Source organism: Pseudomonas sp. Z3-8, from assembly GCF_051131975.1.
GTDB lineage: Bacteria > Pseudomonadota > Gammaproteobacteria > Pseudomonadales > Pseudomonadaceae > Aquipseudomonas.
This window is the reverse complement of the sequence record NZ_CP071643.1, coordinates 111,312-130,660: the sequence shown is the minus strand read 5'-3', so window position 1 is coordinate 130,660 and position 19,349 is coordinate 111,312. Positions and strand designations below refer to the sequence as shown.

At 59.5% G+C, this 19,349-nt stretch carries 18 protein-coding genes; 15 read left to right on the top strand and 3 right to left on the bottom strand.

The features are described from left to right. The first annotated feature begins 18 nt into the window (after positions 1–18). The 10 genes from atpD (at position 19) to J3P94_RS00530 (ending at position 12,407) form a co-directional block, all read left to right on the top strand. Positions 19–1,395: a F0F1 ATP synthase subunit beta gene (gene atpD / locus J3P94_RS00575; protein WP_186611300.1), complete on the top strand. Its 1,377-nt coding sequence runs from the start codon at positions 19–21 to the stop codon at positions 1,393–1,395. A gap of 45 nt (positions 1,396–1,440) precedes the next feature. Next, positions 1,441–1,866 (top strand): F0F1 ATP synthase subunit epsilon, encoded by a 426-nt coding sequence (locus J3P94_RS00570; RefSeq protein WP_186611301.1) that lies wholly within the window; start codon positions 1,441–1,443, stop codon positions 1,864–1,866. Between the two features lie 115 nt (positions 1,867–1,981). Continuing rightward, positions 1,982–3,349 (top strand): bifunctional UDP-N-acetylglucosamine diphosphorylase/glucosamine-1-phosphate N-acetyltransferase GlmU, encoded by a 1,368-nt coding sequence (gene glmU, locus J3P94_RS00565; RefSeq protein ID WP_434570695.1) that lies wholly within the window; start codon positions 1,982–1,984, stop codon positions 3,347–3,349. Positions 3,350–3,557: 208 nt separating this feature from the next. Beyond that, entirely contained in the window at positions 3,558–4,334 is a 777-nt protein-coding gene (locus J3P94_RS00560; RefSeq protein WP_434570693.1) for a DeoR/GlpR family DNA-binding transcription regulator, read from the top strand. 1 nt (position 4,335) lies between these two features. After that, a complete protein-coding gene (gene glmS, locus J3P94_RS00555; protein WP_434570691.1) occupies positions 4,336–6,168 on the top strand; it encodes a glutamine--fructose-6-phosphate transaminase (isomerizing) in 1,833 nt (610 codons plus the stop codon). Between the two features lie 506 nt (positions 6,169–6,674). Next, entirely contained in the window at positions 6,675–7,646 is a 972-nt protein-coding gene (locus J3P94_RS00550; protein WP_434570689.1) for a tripartite tricarboxylate transporter substrate binding protein, read from the top strand. 76 nt (positions 7,647–7,722) lie between these two features. After that, complete coding sequence (locus tag J3P94_RS00545; RefSeq protein WP_434570687.1) at positions 7,723–8,196, top strand: tripartite tricarboxylate transporter TctB family protein; 474 nt, start codon at positions 7,723–7,725, stop codon at positions 8,194–8,196. Between the two features lie 9 nt (positions 8,197–8,205). Further along, on the top strand, positions 8,206–9,726 hold the full coding sequence (locus J3P94_RS00540; RefSeq protein WP_434570685.1) for a tripartite tricarboxylate transporter permease: 1,521 nt from the start codon (positions 8,206–8,208) through the stop codon (positions 9,724–9,726). 70 nt (positions 9,727–9,796) lie between these two features. Further along, entirely contained in the window at positions 9,797–10,954 is a 1,158-nt protein-coding gene (locus J3P94_RS00535) for an L-talarate/galactarate dehydratase (RefSeq protein ID WP_434570684.1), read from the top strand. Positions 10,955–10,976: 22 nt separating this feature from the next. Then, entirely contained in the window at positions 10,977–12,407 is a 1,431-nt protein-coding gene (locus J3P94_RS00530) for an FAD-binding oxidoreductase (RefSeq protein ID WP_434570682.1), read from the top strand. 37 nt (positions 12,408–12,444) lie between these two features. Here the strand turns inward: J3P94_RS00530 and J3P94_RS00525 are convergent, their stop codons facing one another. Continuing rightward, on the bottom strand, positions 12,445–13,152 hold the full coding sequence (locus J3P94_RS00525; RefSeq protein ID WP_434570680.1) for an NUDIX hydrolase: 708 nt from the start codon (positions 13,150–13,152) through the stop codon (positions 12,445–12,447). Next, positions 13,142–13,699, bottom strand: coding sequence for an adenylyltransferase/cytidyltransferase family protein (locus tag J3P94_RS00520; protein ID WP_434570678.1), 558 nt, complete (start codon positions 13,697–13,699; stop codon positions 13,142–13,144). The genes J3P94_RS00525 and J3P94_RS00520 overlap by 11 nt, the downstream gene beginning before the upstream one ends. Positions 13,700–13,882: 183 nt before the next feature. On the opposite strand from J3P94_RS00520, the gene J3P94_RS00515 reads away from it, so the two are divergent. The 4 genes from J3P94_RS00515 to nudK are packed head-to-tail and all read left to right on the top strand — an operon-like array spanning position 13,883 to position 17,249. Further along, positions 13,883–14,530: a nicotinamidase gene (locus J3P94_RS00515; protein ID WP_434574322.1), complete on the top strand. Its 648-nt coding sequence runs from the start codon at positions 13,883–13,885 to the stop codon at positions 14,528–14,530. Positions 14,531–14,539: 9 nt separating this feature from the next. Further along, positions 14,540–15,769, top strand: a complete 1,230-nt coding sequence (gene pncB, locus J3P94_RS00510; RefSeq protein WP_434570676.1) for a nicotinate phosphoribosyltransferase — start codon at positions 14,540–14,542, stop codon at positions 15,767–15,769. A 1-nt stretch (position 15,770) separates the two neighbouring features. After that, on the top strand, positions 15,771–16,604 hold the full coding sequence (gene nadE / locus J3P94_RS00505) for an ammonia-dependent NAD(+) synthetase (protein ID WP_434570674.1): 834 nt from the start codon (positions 15,771–15,773) through the stop codon (positions 16,602–16,604). 48 nt (positions 16,605–16,652) lie between these two features. Beyond that, positions 16,653–17,249, top strand: coding sequence for a GDP-mannose pyrophosphatase NudK (nudK, locus tag J3P94_RS00500; RefSeq protein ID WP_305497726.1), 597 nt, complete (start codon positions 16,653–16,655; stop codon positions 17,247–17,249). On the opposite strand, the gene ftrA is transcribed toward nudK, so the two are convergent. Further along, positions 17,206–18,219 carry a transcriptional regulator FtrA gene (gene ftrA, locus J3P94_RS00495; RefSeq protein ID WP_434570672.1) on the bottom strand — a complete coding sequence of 338 codons (1,014 nt, stop codon included), beginning with the start codon at positions 18,217–18,219 and terminating at the stop codon, positions 17,206–17,208. The genes nudK and ftrA overlap by 44 nt on opposite strands. A 133-nt stretch (positions 18,220–18,352) precedes the next feature. Here ftrA and J3P94_RS00490 point away from each other — a divergent pair, with 133 nt between their 5' ends. Beyond that, positions 18,353–19,342, top strand: a complete 990-nt coding sequence (locus J3P94_RS00490) for an aspartate-semialdehyde dehydrogenase (protein WP_434570670.1) — start codon at positions 18,353–18,355, stop codon at positions 19,340–19,342. The last annotated feature ends 7 nt before the right edge of the window (positions 19,343–19,349 follow it).

The window sequence follows — 19,349 nt, the reverse complement described above, 5'->3', positions numbered from 1 at the left end:
TATTCAGAGGATCCAGCTATGAGTAGCGGACGTATCGTTCAAATCATCGGCGCCGTTATCGACGTGGAATTCCCACGCGACAGCGTACCGAGCATCTACAACGCGCTGAAAGTACAAGGCGCGGAAACCACCCTGGAAGTTCAGCAGCAGCTGGGCGACGGCGTGGTTCGTACCATTGCGATGGGTTCCACCGAAGGCTTGAAGCGCGGTCTGGACGTTATCGACTCTGGCGCTGCCATCTCCGTACCGGTCGGTAAAGCGACCCTGGGCCGGATCATGGACGTACTGGGCAACCCGATCGACGAAGCTGGCCCGATCGATACCGACGAGCGCTGGGGCATTCACCGTCCTGCGCCATCCTTCGCTGAACAGGCAGGCGGCAACGACCTGCTGGAAACCGGCATCAAGGTTATCGACCTGGTTTGCCCGTTCGCCAAGGGCGGTAAAGTCGGTCTGTTCGGTGGTGCCGGTGTAGGCAAGACCGTAAACATGATGGAACTGATCCGTAACATCGCCATCGAGCACAGCGGTTATTCCGTGTTCGCCGGTGTGGGTGAGCGTACTCGTGAGGGTAACGACTTCTACCACGAGATGAAGGATTCCAACGTTCTGGACAAAGTGGCACTGGTCTACGGTCAGATGAACGAGCCGCCGGGAAACCGTCTGCGCGTAGCCTTGACCGGCCTGACCATGGCCGAGAAGTTCCGTGACGAAGGTAACGACGTTCTGCTGTTCGTCGACAACATCTACCGTTACACCCTGGCCGGTACTGAAGTATCCGCACTGCTGGGCCGTATGCCTTCGGCAGTAGGTTACCAGCCGACCCTGGCTGAAGAGATGGGCGTTCTGCAAGAACGTATCACTTCGACCAAGGAAGGTTCGATCACTTCGATCCAAGCGGTATACGTACCTGCGGATGACTTGACCGACCCGTCGCCAGCGACCACCTTCGCCCACTTGGACGCCACCGTCGTACTGTCCCGTGACATCGCTTCCCTGGGTATCTACCCAGCGGTCGATCCACTCGACTCGACTTCGCGCCAGCTGGACCCGAACGTGATCGGCCAGGAGCACTACGACACCGCTCGCGGCGTCCAGTACGTGCTGCAGCGCTACAAAGAGCTGAAGGACATCATTGCGATCCTGGGTATGGACGAGCTGTCGGAAACCGACAAGCAGTTGGTATCCCGCGCTCGTAAGATCCAACGCTTCTTGTCGCAGCCGTTCTTCGTGGCTGAAGTCTTCACCGGTGCCTCGGGTAAATACGTTTCCCTGAAGGACACCATTGCTGGCTTCAAAGGCATCCTCAACGGTGACTACGACCACCTGCCAGAACAAGCGTTCTACATGGTCGGCGGCATCGAAGAAGCGATCGAGAAAGCCAAGAAACTGTAATCCCGGCGCCCGGCAACGGGCGCTAATTTAGGTTGAGGCAATCAGATGGCTATGACAGTCCATTGCGATATCGTCAGTGCGGAAGGGGAAATCTTCTCCGGTCTGGTCGAGATGGTGGTTGCGCATGGTGAGCTGGGCGATCTTGGTATCGCTCTGGGTCACGCACCGCTGATCACTAACCTGAAACCAGGTCCGATCCGCTTGATCAAGCAGGGCGGGGAAGCAGAGGTGTATTACATCTCCGGTGGTTTCCTCGAGGTTCAGCCGAACATGGTCAAGGTCCTTGCCGATACCGTGCAACGTGCCGCCGACCTGGACGAAGCCTCCGCTCAGGAAGCCGTCAAGGCTGCCGAGAAGGCCCTGAACGAAAAAGGCGCAGACTTCGATTACGGTTCTGCTGCTGCACGTCTGGCCGAGGCCGCAGCTCAGCTGCGCACCGTCCAGCAGATCCGCAAGAAGTTCGGCGGCTAAGCCGTCCGCTTCGTGTGCGATTGATTAAAAAGGGTAGCCTCGGCTACCCTTTTTTCTTTTCCCGACACTCATCATCTGGTCGCAGCCGCTGACCACCCAGGATTGGTAGCCAGTCATGTCTCTCGAAATCGTTATTCTCGCGGCCGGTCAAGGCACCCGCATGCGCTCGGCGCTGCCCAAGGTGCTGCACCCGGTAGCCGGCAACTCCATGCTCGGACATGTTATCCACAGCGCGCGGCAACTTGATCCACAGCGTATCCATGTGGTGATCGGTCACGGAGCCGATGCGGTACGTGAGCGCCTGGCGGCGGATGATCTGAATTTCGTGCTGCAGGACAAACAACTCGGTACAGGTCACGCCGTGGCCCAGGCCGTGCCATTCATCACCGCCGATACGGTGTTGATTCTCTACGGTGATGTGCCGCTGATCGAAGTCGATACGCTGCAACGCCTGCTCAAGCACGTCGCGCCGCAGCAATTGGGCCTGCTCACCGTCGAGCTGGATGATCCGACCGGCTACGGCCGCATCGTACGGAGCGCCGATGGCCAAGTGACTGCCATCGTCGAGCAGAAAGACGCCAATGAAGCCCAGCGCGCCATCACCGAAGGCAACACCGGGATTCTTGCCGTTCCCGCCGAGCGCCTGGGGGACTGGATGAGCCGCTTGTCCAACAACAACGCCCAAGGCGAGTACTACCTCACCGACGTGATCGCCATGGCCGTTGCCGATGGACTGGTGGTCGCCACCGAACAGCCCTTGGACGCGATGGAAGTGCAGGGCGCCAACGATCGCCGGCAACTGGCCGAACTCGAACGCCATTACCAGCTGCGCACCGCCCGCCGCTTGATGGCCCAAGGCGTGACCCTGCGCGACCCTGCCCGTTTTGACGTCCGTGGTGAAGTCAGCGTCGGCCGCGACGTGGTCATCGACATCAACGTCATCCTCGAAGGCAAAGTCGTCATCGAAGACGACGTGGTCATTGGCCCGAACTGCGTCATCAAGGACAGTACCCTGCGCAAAGGCGTGGTAATCAAGGCCAACAGTCATCTCGAAGGCGCGGTGATGGGCGAGGGTAGCGACGCCGGCCCGTTTGCTCGCCTGCGCCCGGGCACGGTGCTGGAAGCCCGCGCTCATGTGGGTAACTTCGTGGAACTTAAAAACGCTCATATGGGCGAAGGTGCCAAGGCCGGGCACCTGACCTATTTGGGCGACGCCGAAATCGGCGCACGTACCAACATCGGTGCGGGGACCATCACCTGCAACTACGATGGCGTGAACAAACACCGGACAACCATCGGCGAGGACGTCTTTATCGGTTCCAACAACTCACTGGTCGCCCCGGTGATGATTGACGATGGTTCGAACACGGCTGCAGGTTCGACTATCAATCAGAATGTGGATAAGTCTCAACTGGCCGTAGCCCGTGCACGTCAGCGCAACATCGACGGCTGGAAGCGTCCGGAAAAGATCAAGAAGCCCTGAAAGTTATCCACACCCTCTCCTGTGGGAGCGAGCCTGCTCGCGAAGCGGTATCAGAAAGCGCTGTCTGACTGACCTACCGCATTCGCGAGCAGGCTCGCTCCCACAGCTGTTCCGCTGATTTCTGAATTTTTCTTCCTGCGTCTTGACGACATCGCCTCAATAGGTTTTGATTGCTTACGTTATCTTTCGAATCGAAACTTAAGCAGCCATGTCCAAGCGCAACACACCACAACGCCGCCACAACATTCTCGCTTTGCTCCAGGAGCAGGGCGAGGTGAGCGTGGATGAGCTGGCCAAGCGCTTCGAAACCTCGGAAGTTACGATTCGCAAGGATCTCGCCGCATTGGAGACCAATGGCCTGTTATTGCGCCGCTACGGTGGCGCGGTGCCGATGCCGCAGGAACTGGTCGCCGACAGTGCGCAAAGCGTTTCCAAATACAAACAAGCCATCGCCCGGGCCGCCGTGAAGCGGATCCGCGAGCATGCGCGCATCATCATTGACAGCGGCAGCACCACGGCGGCAATGATTCCCGAGCTTGGCCAGCAACCGGGGCTGGTGGTCATGACCAACTCCCTGCATGTGGCCAATGCGCTGAGCGAGCTGGAGCATGAGCCCGTGCTGCTGATGACCGGTGGTACCTGGGATCCTCATTCCGAGTCGTTCCAGGGCCAGGTCGCCGAGCAGGTGCTTCGTTCCTATGACTTTGACCAGCTGTTCATCGGCGCCGACGGCATCGATCTGGTTCGAGGTACCACCACCTTCAACGAACTGTTGGGCCTGAGCCGTGTGATGGCCGAGGTTGCCCGCGAAGTGATCGTGATGGTGGAGGCCGACAAGATCGGCCGCAAGATCCCCAATCTGGAACTGCCGTGGAGCAGCGTCCATACCCTCATTACCGATGATCGCCTGCCCGTGGAGGCACGCGACCAGATTCAGGCCCGCGGCATCAATTTGATCTGCGCACCTGTCAGCCAGGAGAAATAACATGTGTGGAATTGTCGGCGCCGCTGCTGAGCGCAACATCACGGCCATCTTGCTTGAAGGCCTCAAGCGTCTTGAATATCGCGGCTACGACAGTGCCGGCGTGGCGGTCTTCACCAACGATGAAAAGCTTGAGCGCATGCGTCGTCCGGGCAAGGTCAGTGAACTGGAACGAGCCCTGGACGCGGAGCCACTGATCGGTCGCCTGGGCATCGCCCATACCCGTTGGGCCACCCATGGTGCGCCGTGCGAGCGTAACGCCCATCCGCACTTCTCCGGCGACCTGGCCGTGGTGCACAACGGCATCATCGAAAACTATGAAGCATTGCGCGAACAGCTGAAGGCGCTTGGTTATGTCTTTACTTCGGACACCGACACCGAAGTCATTGCCCATTTACTCACCCACAAGCTCAAGGACCTGGCTGACCTGACCGTGGCGCTCAAGGCCACGGTCAAGGAACTGCATGGCGCCTATGGCCTGGCGGTCATCAGCGCGAAACAACCGGATCGGCTGGTGGCGGCCCGCAGTGGCAGCCCGCTGGTGATCGGCTTGGGCCTGGGGGAAAATTTCCTGGCTTCCGACCAGTTGGCGCTGCGTCAGGTGACTGACCGCTTCATGTATCTGGAAGAAGGCGATATCGCCGAGATTCGCCGCGACAGCGTGCAGATCTGGGACGTTGATGGCAATAACGTCGAGCGTGAAACCGTTCAGTACCGCGACGGCGCCGAAGCCGCCGACAAGGGCGAGTTCCGCCATTACATGCTCAAGGAAATCCACGAGCAACCGGCCGTTGTCCAGCGCACCCTTGAAGGCCGCCTGAGTCAGGAGCAGGTGCTGGTCCAGGCCTTTGGTCCGCAGGCAGCCGAGTTGTTCGCCAAGGTGCGCAACGTGCAGATCGTGGCGTGCGGCACCAGCTATCACGCCGGCATGGTTGCGCGTTACTGGCTCGAAGAGCTGGCGGGTATCCCGTGCCAGGTTGAAGTCGCCAGCGAGTTCCGCTATCGCAAGGTAGTCGTGCAACCAGACACTCTGTTCGTGACTATTTCCCAGTCCGGCGAAACCGCTGACACCCTGGCAGCGCTGCGTAACGCCAAGGAACTGGGCTTTCTTGCCAGCCTGGCGATCTGCAACGTCGGCATCAGCTCGCTGGTGCGCGAATCCGACCTGACCCTGCTGACCCAGGCTGGTCGCGAGATCGGCGTGGCGTCGACCAAAGCGTTCACCACGCAACTGGTCGGCCTGCTGCTGCTAACCCTGTCCCTGGGGCAGATACGCGGTACGCTCCAAGAGGGCGTCGAGGCCCGGCTGGTGGAAGAGCTGCGCCGCCTGCCGGCCCGCTTGGGTGAAGCCTTGGCAATGGACAGCACGGTGGAAAAAATTGCCGAGCTGTTCGCCGAGAAGAACCACACCTTGTTCCTGGGCCGTGGTGCGCAATTCCCAGTGGCGATGGAAGGGGCCTTGAAGCTCAAGGAAATCTCCTACATTCACGCCGAAGCCTACCCGGCCGGCGAACTCAAGCACGGCCCGTTGGCGCTTGTGGATAACGACATGCCGGTGGTCACCGTGGCGCCGAACAACGAGCTGCTGGAAAAGCTCAAGTCCAACCTGCAGGAAGTGCGCGCCCGTGGCGGCCAGTTGGTGGTCTTCGCCGATGAGAAGGCTGGCATGACCAACGGCGAGGGCACCCACGTGGTGCATATGCCGCACATCCACGACATCCTTTCGCCGATCCTTTACACGATTCCGCTGCAACTGCTGTCGTACTACGTCGCCGTGCTCAAGGGGACCGACGTGGACCAGCCGCGTAACCTGGCGAAATCGGTCACGGTCGAGTAAGGCTGGAGCACGGGTAACGGAGTCGGCCGGTCGGCTCTGATCCGAAGCGCAAAAAACAACCCCCTGAATTTCAGGGGGTTTTTTATTGGGGGCAACTAAATTTCAGTCCGGATTTGTACAAGGACGGCGATTCGATCACGTCGGGGCCGCCCACCCTGTTCGTCGCATTCACGGTAAGCCCCTGAACAACTGCGTTGACAACGTGGAGCATAGGTGATGATATCCAGTCATACGACAACGTATGACGTCAAAATAATAAAAACGAAAGGCGCAGCCATGTTTTCTCCATTTGCCGCCCAGCGCACATGTAGTCCCTCGGTCCCACGCGTTATCGCCGTGCGCCAGCTACCTTCCCGAAAAGCTCTTTTCGCGCTCGCCAGTGCAATCGAATTCCCCGATCTCAACGTCCAAGCAGTCTTGCCTTCCCGCCAGGCATCAGCGCTGGGCGTGTCCGTTTCTCGCTCAACCTCAATCCCACAATGAATGGCAGCACCCGGAGAACAATAATGAAGAAAACACTCTGCGCCTCTTTGATCGCCTCGTTTCTGAGCTTGGCCGCTGGCACAGCGATGGCTGCCGATGCCAGCGATTGGCCAAGCCGTCCGGTACAGGTCGTGGTGATTGCCAACGCCGGTGGTGACACCGATTTCAACGCACGGATGATGGCCAAGTACTTCACCAAGGTCACCGGCAAGACCATGGTTGTCACCAACATGGCCGGTGGGGGCGGCACCATCGCCGCCGATGCGGTCAAGAGCGCAGCGCCGGATGGCAATACCATCCTCTTCACCCACACCGGCCAGTTGATCGTCAACGAAGTCGCGGGGCTGTCGGAGGACCGCTTTGATGCGTTCGATATTTCCTGCATCGCTGGCGTCGACAAAGGGGCGGTGTTCGTCTCGGCGAAAAGCTCGGGCATCGACAGCCTCGACCAACTGATTGAAAAAGCCAAGGCCAAGCCCGGCACCATCACTTACGGCACCGAGATGGGCAACTTCTCGCACCTGCAAGGCTTGATGTTCGAGAAGCTCGCCGGGGTGAAACTGAAAATGGTCGACAGCGGCACCGTCTCGGAAAAAATCGTCGCCTTGCTCGGCAAGCGCATCGACCTCGGCGCCATCAGCTATGGCTCGGTCCAGGATTACATCTCCAGCGGCAAAATGACCGCCCTGGGCCAGCCGAACGCCGAACGCAACGCGCTGCTTGGCGACGTCAAGACCTTCAAGGAGCAAGGCGTGGACCTGGTCCTGGACAAGCCTTACGTCGTCGCCTTCCCGAAAGGCACGGACCCGGCCATCGTCAAGAAAATGGCCGACACCATGAAGAAGATCACCGAAGAGCCTGAATATGCCGAGGAGCTGAAGAAGTCCTTCAAGCAGCCGGTGAGCTTCCAGGGCCCCGAAGAAGCCGTCGCCACGTTGAATAAAACCCGTGACAGCTTCATGCAGTTCAAGGACGAGATGCGTAAAGCGAAATAATTTTGCGTAACGGCTCGGGTGTGAACCGCGTTGGCCAACACCCGAGAACCAGTCCTTCCCAGCAAGAGGAGCCTGTATGGATTCCTATAAAAGAAACGAGCTGATCGCCGGCCTGGCCATGCTCGGCGCCGGCATCGCTTACCTGGTTTTGACCATGAACCTGCCGCGTCGCGGGACGGTCGATGCCGCGTTTGTCCCTTGGGTGCTCGCCGTGGCGTTGTGCCTGTTGGGTGCGTTGCAGTTGTGGGCCTGGCGAAAGCTGCCGGACAAAGGTGCCGAACCCTCGGAAAAGCCCGAGGCGATCGATTACCCAACGGTCATCAAATCCGTGGCCTTGGTGCTGCTTTACACAGCGCTGATGCAGCCGGTGGGTTTTCTGATCACGACTGCGCTCTATCTCTATGCCCAGTTCATCGTATTGACCCCGGCGGACGAAAAGGTCAAGCACCTGCGTTACACGCTGATCGCGGTCGTTTCGGCTGTCCTGATTTTTTACATCTTTCGTCATGGCTTCGACTTGCTCCTGCCTGTCGGTTTATTGGATTTCTAGGGGACGGCCATGATTGAGCTCATGCAAACAGGCTTCGCAGCCGTACTGACACCCTACGTCTTTCTCCTGATCACCCTCGGCGTTGCGGTGGGGATCGTTTTTGGAGCGGTGCCTGGTCTTTCGGCCACCATGGCGATCGCGCTGTGCTTGCCGCTGACGTACTCGATGGGCCCCGGCCCTGGCTTGGCGCTGTTGGTGGCGTTGTTTGTTGGCGCCACCTCGGGAGGGCTGATATCGGCGATATTGCTCAACATACCGGGAACGCCGGCCTCCATCGCGACGACGTTCGATGGCTGGCCGCTGATGAAACAAGGCCATGGCGTCAAGGCCCTTGGGATTGGCGTGGTGTTCTCGTTTCTCGGCACGATCTTCAGTATCGCCGCGCTGATGTTCATCGCTCCGATCCTGGCGGAACTGGCCCTGAGCTTCGGTCCGCACGAATACTTTTCCATCGCGATCTTTTCGCTGACGCTGATTGCCACGCTGTCCACCGGCTCGCTGGTCAAAGGCTTGTTTGCCGGTGCCTTGGGCTTTGCCTTTTCCACCGTGGGGATCGCCCCGGTCGAGGCGATCCGTCGTTTTACCTTTGACCTGCCGAGCCTCAATGGCGGCTTCGCCATGCTCACCGTGATGATCGGTATGTTTGCGGTCTCCGAGGTGCTGAAGTTCGCTGAAAGCGCGCGCCTGAGTCACCGGGCCAAACCCCAGCACGTCAGCATGAAAGGCGTTAAAGGTTTCGGCTTTTCGATGAAGGAATTCGTCGGCCAACTGCCCAACGCCACTCGTTCTTCGTTGATCGGCCTGGGTATCGGGATCTTGCCCGGCATCGGTGCCGGTACGTCGAATATCGTCTCCTACATCGTGGCGAAGAAACGCTCGAAGACACCGGAGGAGTTCGGCAAAGGCAAGATTGACGGCGTGGTCGCCAGCGAGACGGCAAACAACGCCGGCATCGGCGGCGCGATGATTCCTCTGCTGACGCTCGGCATTCCCGGCGATACCACTACGGCAGTGATGCTCGGGGGCTTCATGATCCACGGCATCCAGCCCGGACCGTTGCTGTTCATCAGCCAGGCACCTTTGGTCTATACGATATTCGCCGCGTTGATCCTCGCTTCCGTGCTGATGCTGGTGCTGGAATTCTACGGCCTGCGCATGTTCATCAAGTTGTTGGCGGTGCCCAAGCACATTCTGCTGCCGATTATCCTGGTGCTTTGCGTCGTCGGTGCCTTTGGCCTGAACAGCCGGATCTTCGACGTCTGGGCGGTGTTGCTGTTTGGCTTGCTGGGGTATGGGTTCGTCAAGGCCGGTTTGCCCATTGCACCGTTCATCATCGGTTTCATCCTCGGTCCGATGGCTGAAACCAACTTGCGTCGCGGCCTGATGCTGTCCGATGGCAATTTCAGCGGCTTCCTGACCAATCCCATCTCGGCGGGCTTCCTCATCCTGGCCGCCGCGTCCATCTCCTGGCACCTGGTGACGGTCATTCGCAACCGCAAAAGTGCGGCCATTGAATTGATGCGCAGCTAGCCCATTGCATTCGCTGCTGTAACACGACGCCGTGTTGCGGCAGCCGAACCCAAACGTTCGGAGCATAGCCATGCAAGACACGCCTCAACTGCCTTCCGCCGATGACGACCGCATTGCCTGGGTGCGCGTGGCCTCGGTATTCCTGCCATTGGCCAACCCCATCAGCGACGCCAAGGTACTGACCGGTCGGCAGAAGCCAATGACCGAAATCGCCATGCTGTTTGTTGAAATCGAAACCAGGGACGGCCACCGTGGCCTGGGTTTCAGCTATTCGAAGCGCGCCGGCGGCCCCGGGCAATTTGCCCATGCGCGGGAAATCGCTCCTGGCCTTATTGGCGAAAACCCCAGCGACATTTCCAAATTGTGGGACAAGCTTTGCTGGGCGGGTGCCTCGGTGGGGCGCAGCGGCCTGGCGACCCAGGCGATCGGTGCATTCGATGTCGCCCTCTGGGACTTGAAGGCCAAGCGGGCCAATCTTTCCCTGGCGCGTTTGCTCGGCGCTCATCGCGATTCCGTCCAGTGCTACAACACGTCGGGGGGATTCCTGCACACGCCGCTTGATCAATTGATGATCAATACTGACATCTCCCGGGAAAAGGGTATCGGCGGGATCAAGCTCAAAGTCGGCCAGCCTGACCAGGCGCTGGATCTGCACCGGGTCAGCACCATCCGCAAACACCTGGGGGATAGCTTCCCCTTGATGGTCGATGCCAATCAGCAATGGGACCGACCCAACGCCCAGCGCATGTGCCGCCAGCTGGAACAATACAACCTGGTCTGGATCGAGGAGCCCCTGGATTGCTATGACGCCGAAGGCCACGCCGCGCTGGCGCAGCAATTCGACACGCCGATCGCCACCGGTGAAATGCTCACCAGCGTTGCCGAGCACTGGGAGTTCATCAAGTTGCGCGCTGCCGATTACCTGATGCCTGATGCGCCGCGTGTCGGCGGCATCACGCCTTACCTGAAAGTCCAGGCAGCAGCCGAACAAGCAGGGCTGATGATCGCACCGCACTTTGCCATGGAACTGCACATCCATCTGGCCGCCACGTACAGCCGCGAGCCTTGGGTGGAACATTTCGAATGGCTGGAGCCATTGTTCAATGAACGCATGGAAACCCGGGACGGACGAATGCTGGTGCCCACCCGGCCTGGCCTTGGGTTGTCCTTGAGCGAACGCGTGGCGGGATGGACGGCCGACCAGGTCGAGATCGGGCGGCGCCCGTGATCAGGTCAATGAGGAGCACGTCATGGCGTTGAGCCCTGAGTTTATCCAGAGCATCGAGCACGTCGTGGGCGCTGCGGGCGTGGTACGGGATCCGGCGCTCATGGCCAGCTATCTGACAGACTGGCGTAACGCCTATCAAGGCCAGGCGGCGTTCGTGGTCAGGCCCGCGACCACCGAGGAGGTCGCGGCAGTGGTGCGGCTTTGCCACGATGCCAGGGTGGCGCTGGTGCCCCAGGGCGGCAATACCGGTTTGTGCGGTGGCTCGATTCCGGATGCTTCCGGCAGCCAGGTGGTGTTGTCGTTGACCCGGATGAAGCGCATCCGTGAAATCGACCTCGCCAATGAAACCATCACGGTCGAGGCCGGGGTGATCCTGCAGCACCTCCAGGAGGCCGCCAGCCAGGCGGGCCGCCTGTTCCCGCTATCGCTGGGGGCGGAGGGCAGTTGCACGGTGGGTGGCAATCTGGCGACGAACGCTGGCGGCACGGCGGTGCTGCGCTACGGCAACATGCGTGAGCTGACGCTCGGGCTTGAGGTGGTATTGCCGGACGGACGAATCTGGAACGGTCTGCGGGGGTTGCGCAAGGACAACACCGGTTACGATCTCAAGCATTTGTTCATCGGCTCGGAAGGCACGCTGGGCATCATCACTGCGGCGGTGCTGAAGCTGTTTCCGGCAACCTGCAGCACGGCGACAGCCTGGGTTGCGCTGCCTTCGCCGCAAGCGGCGGTGGATTTGATCGGCCATGTCCGCAGCCTGTGCGCCGACCGCCTGACGGGCTTCGAGATGATGTCGCGCCAGAGCCTGGATTTTGTCTTGGATCATGTGGCGGGTTGCAGCGATCCGCTGGAGACGAAACATCCCTGGTACGCGTTGATTGAATTACGCGACACGGTGCCCGATGCGCCTTTGGCGCTGCTGCTCGAAAACGGCTTGGCCCATGCCTTCGAGCAAGGTTGGGTCAGCGATGCGGTATTGGCCAACAGCCAGGCGCAAGCCGCCGCGTTGTGGGCGCTGCGCGAAGGAATTTCCGAGGCGCAGAATCACGAAGGCCCCAGCCTCAAGCATGACATCAGCGTGCCCGTGAGCCGCATACCGGAATTCATCGAACGCACCGACGAAGTCCTGCAACAGGACTTTCCCGGCGTGCGCATCGTTTCCTATGGCCACATGGGCGACGGCAACCTGCACTACAACATCAGCAAGCCGATTAGCGATGAGGACGCTTCGTTCAAGGCCCGAGAGCAAGCGATCATGCAGGTTATCTACCGGATGACCAGTGCGTTCAATGGCAGCATCAGTGCAGAACATGGCCTTGGGCAAGCCAAGCCCCAGGCTGCGGCCCAGTTCAAGGACCCGCTGGAGATCGAGTTGATGCGGGCCATTAAACATACGCTGGACCCGGCGGGGCTAATGAACCCCGGCAAGGTCTTCACTTCCCATGGCCCTTGATACGTGGATCAGGAAGTTGTGCTGGGCGACGCACAAGTCACTCCAGGAAACACCGGTCAAAAAGATAAACGCTGGCCGGTTTGAGATTTTCCAATGTGCGTTGCGGGCGGCCGCCGTCGCCGCTTTTTTTGCGGCCGGTTTCCTGTAGATAACCGGCCTCGGTCATCTTCAGCAGACGCTGGCGCATGCTGGTCTTGAGCACCGGACGACCGAGCACCACGGAGAAAATATCCACCGCTTCCGGCGCGCTGAATTCCGGGCCCAGAAACATCAGCGGCAGGCTGCTGTAGAGGGCTTTGGACAACAACCGTTCCTGGACCGCCGCGACCAGGCTGTTGTGATCGAAAGGAAGTTTGATCGAAGCATCAGCGACATCCTTGAGGGGGAAAAATCCCTGATGCTCGGCGAGCAGGACCGCCTCGTTGGCAATCGCCAGGTAGAACGTCGAGGATGACCAGCAGCGTGGGTCGCGGAACGCGTCGCCGACGGTGCCGACCTGTTCGATCCAGGTCAGCGGCATGCCTACCTTGTTTGAATTGCGCAGGCGCTCCACCGCGTCGTTCAGCGTGAGATCTTCGACATCCCCATTGACCACGATCCCGGGCAACGCCCAATGGCCGGCAAACGGTTCGGCTTCCCGTCGGTTCAGGAGGATCTCCAGCGCCTGGGTCTCCCGGCAGAAGCGCAGCACGCAGAGGTCGATGGTGTGCAGATAACCGCGCGCGGTGGCTGTGCTAGTGGGCATGTCGATTTCCGTGGTTAGCGTAAAGGTCATAGTTTAACGGGTTCATGCCGGGAGCTATCCAGTGGCTGGGCAGCGGCTTGCCCGAGGCGAGTCGTTCGCGAACCACCGTGCTGCGCACGTGGATCTTTTCGCTCACGCGAAGGATGGAAAAACGCTCAAGCAGTTCCTGGCCGCGATAGAAAGTCGGCAGCAAATCCGCGACATCCTCGCCCACCACCAACGCGATCCGCTTGCCGTCCAGGGCCAGGCTGTCGGCGAGATGGGCGAGTAGGGTATAGCTGTAGATGGCGCCTTCAACGCCTCGGGCCACGACCTGCTCAACCCGGCTTGCGCGCACTTCGGCGTAGCACAGGGGCTGGACGTGTTCGACGACTGATTCCAGCCAGTTCAGGCGAACGTCATAGTCGACCATTTGTTTGCCGTAGGGATGCCGGAAGCTAGGGGCGACCAACACGCGCCTGGCCTGGTTCGAGGCCTCGATCATCACCTGGGCGTGACCGGCATGAGGGGGATTAAAAGCACCACCATAGACGGCTAGTTCGAACATGGCTCATCCTCTTTTAGTACACGACATGTACTTTATAGCAAAAATCCTTCATGTAAACCTGATTGGCTTCCAACAAATAATCGGCCGAGGAAACAAACCTGTGGAAAATTATCTTTCGAGAAGGGCTTGTCATGAAAGTACATCATATGTACTCTCATGGCCATTGAAGAGGAGAGAACCAGCATGAACAGCCTGACCCGGAAAACAGCTTCCTTCGATGTTGATGCGCAAAAGAGCTTTACGCCGCTGTGCCCTGATGAGCTTCCGGTGCCGGGCGGAGATGAGATTGCCGGTGAGCTGAATTTCATCGCGTCCCTGGCCAGCCTTCGTATCGGCAGCAAGGATGCCCATTCGCCCCTGGCCCCGTGGGTGGTCTCCGATCATTCGAAAATGTTCGTGCCGACCGGGCTCGAGCACGCCGACATCACCTGGGTCAGCCACTGCGTTCCCGGCACCGAAGGTTTCGCCCTGCTGGATCAACTGCCGGCCCCATACGATTACGACTATTTCGTCTGGAAGGGCGTCGAGCCGGATCTGCACCCCTATGGCGCTTGCTACCACGACTTGCACGGCAAGCTCTCCACTGGCGTGATCGAGTACCTGAAAGGGTTGAAAGTGGAGCAGGTAATTGTCGGCGGGCTGGCGCTGGATTTCTGCGTCAAGACCACCGCTCTGCAACTGGCCGCCGCTGGCTTCAAGGTCATCGTTCACCTCCCGGCCTGCCGGGCCATCAGTGAAACGGGGGCCAACCAAGCCATTCAAGACCTCGAGCAAGCGGGCGTCGCGGTTACCGCCACTCGCGAAGAAACCATCCGCTTGGCAAACGCATAAGGAAGAGCCATGGACAGCGCATTCGACTCAAGCAGCGGCACTATCCAGAGTCTTCTGGACACCGACTACTACACCTTCACCATGATGCAGGCGGTCTTGCACCAGCACCCGAATGTCGAGGTGGAATACCAGTTCATCGTGCGTTCCAAGGAGCGGCTCGCTCACTTGATTCCAGACATCCGTGTCGAACTGGAGAAGCTCGCCGGGTTGCAACTACGCGAAGGAGAGCAGCGGTTTTTATTCAACAAGCGTTTCCGTGAATACCTGACACCGGATTTCGAACAGTTTCTCGGCCTGTTTCGCTTCAACCTGCGCTACATCCACGTTTCGGAAGTCGACGGCCAACTGCACATTCGTGTCCGTGGGCCGATGCTGCACTGCATCATGTTCGAACAACCGGTATTGGCGATGGTCAGCGAGCTGCGCAATCGTGAGAAGTACCCGGAAGTCGAGTTGGCCGACGTTACTCGCAAGCTGTACCAGAAGTTTGAATGGCTGGAGAAAAATGCCAGTCGTGAAGAACTTGCCGAGTTTCGTGTCTCGGATTTCTCCACCCGCCGTCGGCTGTCATTCAGGGCCCAGCGTGAAGTAGTAAATGTCATGCGCAGCGATTTCCCCGGGGTCTTTGTCGGTACCAGTAACGCTCACCTGGCATACGAATTCGATCTCCCCTTGATCGGCACAATGGCGCACCAATGGCTGATGGTGCACCAGCAACTTGGCCGGTTGCGTGAAAGCCAGAACGCGGCATTGGAGAACTGGGTGCACGAGTATCGCGGCCGGCTCGGTATCGCGCTGACGGACTGCATCAGTACGGATTTCTTCCTCAAGGATTTCGATCTGTACTTTGCCAAACTCTATGACGGTCTGCGGCAGGATTCCGGTGACCCGATCGTCTGGGCTGACAAGGTGCTGGGGCGTTATCAGGAACTGGGCGTCGATGCGCGCACCAAGGACCTGATGTTCTCCGATGGTCTGAATTTCGAAAAATGCCTGCCGATCCTGCGCCACGTTCGTGGCAAGGCGAAATTCGGCTTCGGCATGGGCACCAGCCTGGCCTGTGACGTCGACGGCGTCGAACCGCTGAGCATCGTCATGAAACTGGTGCGGGTGCATGGCGAGCCGGTCGTCAAGTTTTCCGACGATCCGATCAAGAACGTGTGTGAAGACGCCTCATTTTTGCGCTACGCCGCTCAAGTGTTCAATGTCACCTTGGCCAATCCACAGATGGGAGCCTGATATGACTTCGCTTCAGCAAGAGAGCATTGCCCGGGAGCTGGGCATCGACCGTCAACTGCAACAGGGCGGCGAAGCCGCCGAGATTGCTCGCCGCGTCGAGTTTATAAAGCAGGTGCTGCGTGAGTCGGGTTGCAAGTCCCTGGTGCTGGGGATCAGTGGCGGCGTCGACTCCCTTACTGCCGGCCGTCTTTGCCAGTTGGCAGTGGAGCAACTGCGCAATGAAGACTACACGGCGCGGTTTATTGCGGTCCGGTTGCCGTACAAGGCCCAGGCGGACGAGCGAGACGCCCAAGCGTCCTTGGACTTCATCCGGCCGGACTCGATCACCACCAGCAACATCGGTGCTTGTGTTGACGGGCTGATGGGTCATATCGCCGTCGACGGCTTGCAGCCTTCGGCCGAACTCATCGACTTCGCCAAAGGCAATGCCAAAGCCCGGGCACGGATGCTGGCGCAATACGCCATTGCCAATCTCAGCAACGGGCTGGTGGTTGGCACCGATCACGGGGCAGAGGCGGTGATGGGATTTTTCACCAAGTTCGGCGACGGTGCCTGCGATTTGGCACCGCTGTCCGGGTTGACCAAAACCCAGGTGCGATTGTTGGCCGACGCGATGGGTGCCCCCGCTTACCTTGTGCGCAAGGCACCGACCGCCGATCTGGAAGACCTGGCACCCGGCAAGTTGGATGAAGTGGCGTATGGATGCAGCTATGAGGAAATCGATGCGTACCTGATGGGTGAAGCGGCGTCTCCCAAGGCCCGAGAAATTATTGAACGCGCTTACCAGAAAACGGCTCATAAACGCGCATTGCCACGTGTCCCGGCATCACGTTGAATGAGCCGGGTTTGAAGTGAGTTTTCTGGTCCCGAACGGAGTGGGTCAATGACACAGCCAATCAGCACGCAAGACCGTGTGCGCATCAAGAATGTCGAAGTCCTCTCGGACAACTGGTACATCCTGCGCAAGACTACCTATGATTACCTCGGTCGCAACGGCCAATGGCGCGAGCTGACGCGCGAAACCTATGACCGTGGCAACGGTGCGACCATCCTGCTCTACAGCAAGGCCAAGCAAACCGTAGTGCTGACCCGGCAATTCCGCTTCCCGGCGTTCGTCAACGGGCACGACGGCTTGTTGATCGAAACCTGCGCCGGCCTGTTGGACAACGACGACCCGCACACCTGTATCCGCAAGGAAACCCAGGAGGAAACCGGCTATATCGTGCGGGACGTGCGCAAGGTGTTCGAGGCGTTCATGAGCCCAGGGTCGGTGACCGAACGTGTGCATTTTTTCGTCGGTGAGTATTCCGACGAGGACAAACAGCACGAAGGCGGCGGGCTTGAGGCGGAGGGCGAGGAAATCGAGGTGCTGGAGATGCCTCTCGATCAAGCCTTGGGCATGATCGAAACCGGCGAGATCTGCGACGGCAAGACCATCATGTTGCTGCAGTACGCCAAGTTGCATCGGTTGCTGGATTGACCCGGTTGGCCCGCGCGGCGCCGAATCGCTCGCGATAGGTTGAGGGCGGCAGGCCCACGGCGTTGCGGAACGCCGCCCGAAAACTTTCCACCGACCGGTACCCGCAGGCCTGGGCAATGCAGGCTGTGCGCTGGTCGGTACTTTCCAGCAGCTCCCGTGCCCGGTTCAGGCGTTCCTGCTGTAGCCAGGCCTTGGGCGGCAGGCCGGTGGTTTCAACGAAGCGCCGCAGGAAAGTCCGTTCGCTCATGGCGACGCGGGCAGCCAGGTCGGCGACGTTGAGCGGCTGATCCAGATGTTCTCGAACCCAGTGCAGGATCCGTGTCAGTTCATTGCGCGGCGACTTATCCACAGGCGCCGCGATAAATTGCGACTGGCCGCCGGTTCGCTGTGGTGCCATCACCAGACGGCGGGCCACCGAATTAGCGATGTGGGTACCGAAATCCCGGGCGATCAAATGCAGGCAGGCGTCGATACCGGCGGCGCTGCCGGCCGAGGTGATCAACTGGCCGGCATCGACATACAGCACGTTCGGGTCAACGGTGATTCGGGGGAATCGCTCGGCGAGCAAGGATGAGAATTGCCAATGGGTGGTTGCGGTCTTGCCATCCAGCAATCCGGTGGCGGCCAGTGCGAACACGCCAGAGCAGATGGACAGTAAGCGGGCACCGCGGGCATGAGCGCGGCGCAATGCTTGCAGCAGCGCTTCAGGTGGCGGTTCATGGTGGTTGCGCCAGCCGGGAATGATGATGGTTCGCGCGCGATCCAGCGCTTCGAGTCCCGCGTCGACAACTATGCGCAGGCCTCCCAGCGCATGCATCGGCCCAGGATCGACGGCAACGATCTGATGGCCGTACCACGGGACATCCAGTTCCGGACGCGGCAGGCCGAATATCTCCAGAGCGATTCCGAATTCGAATACGCAAAGACCCTCATAAACGAGGATCGCCACTGTTCCGGGGTGAGCGTGCATTTGGCGTGATTCCACCGTTTATTGTCATGCGCTGCACTGTAGCGGACAGCCTTGCTTTCCTACAATCGTCGTCAGGAAATCGGCGAAACCTCGACGGTAGGGCCTCGCGAAGCGGGCAAGGAAAATCAAAAAAATGAAGAAGATCGCCGTGGTGGGATGTACCGGCGCAGTAGGCATGACCATGCTGCAATTGCTCGAAGATACCGACCATGAAGTGGTCTGCATGGCCTCGGAGCGTTCCGCTGGCAAGCGCTTGGCGGTGGGCGGGAGCCGCCATCTGATCGAGCCTTTCTCGGTGGAAGGTTGCGCCTCGTGCGATATCGTTTTCCTGTGTGTTTCCGGTGCCTTTGCCCTGGAATACGGTGAGCGCCTGGCTGAAAGGTCGTATGTGATCGATAACTCCTCGGCGTTTCGTTACCACGAAGCCATTCCATTGCTGGTGCCGCCTATCAACGGCCGACGTTACCGGGGCGAAAAACTGATTGCCAGCCCCAACTGCTCGTCGGCCATCGCGTTGATGGTGCTGGGTCCGCTGCACGACGCGTTCGGGTTGGAGAGCGCGATCATCTCCACGTATCAGGCGGCCAGTGGGGCGGGGCAGCCGGCGATGCTCGAGCTGCGGGAGAAAGCCAGGTCCTTCAGCGACTACGGTGATCGCGATGACAGCGAGTACTTCGTCCATAACCTGGCGTTCAACGTGATTCCCCAAGTCGACTCATTCGAAGCCAATGGTTACACCCGTGAAGAGATGAAAGTGGTTTGGGAGTTGCGCAAGGTTCTCGACGAACCGGCGTTGGCTGTCAGCACCACTGCGGTCAGGGTGCCGACGTTGCGGTCCCACGCCGAAAGTCTGAGCCTGCGCTTCAAAAAACCCATCCAGTCGCTGGATCGCGTGCGCACGCTGTTACATAACGCGTCAGGGGTCGAAGTGGTAGATGAGCCTGAGTTCGGCGCTTATCCGATGCCCATGACCTCAACCTACAAACATGCGGTGGAGGTTGGGCGGATTCGCTACAGCCTGATCTATGGCGAGCATGGGTTGGACCTGTTCATCAGCGGCGATCAGTTGCTGCGTGGTGCGGCGCTGAACGCTTTCGAAATCATGCAGTTGATCAGCGATTGATCAAAAC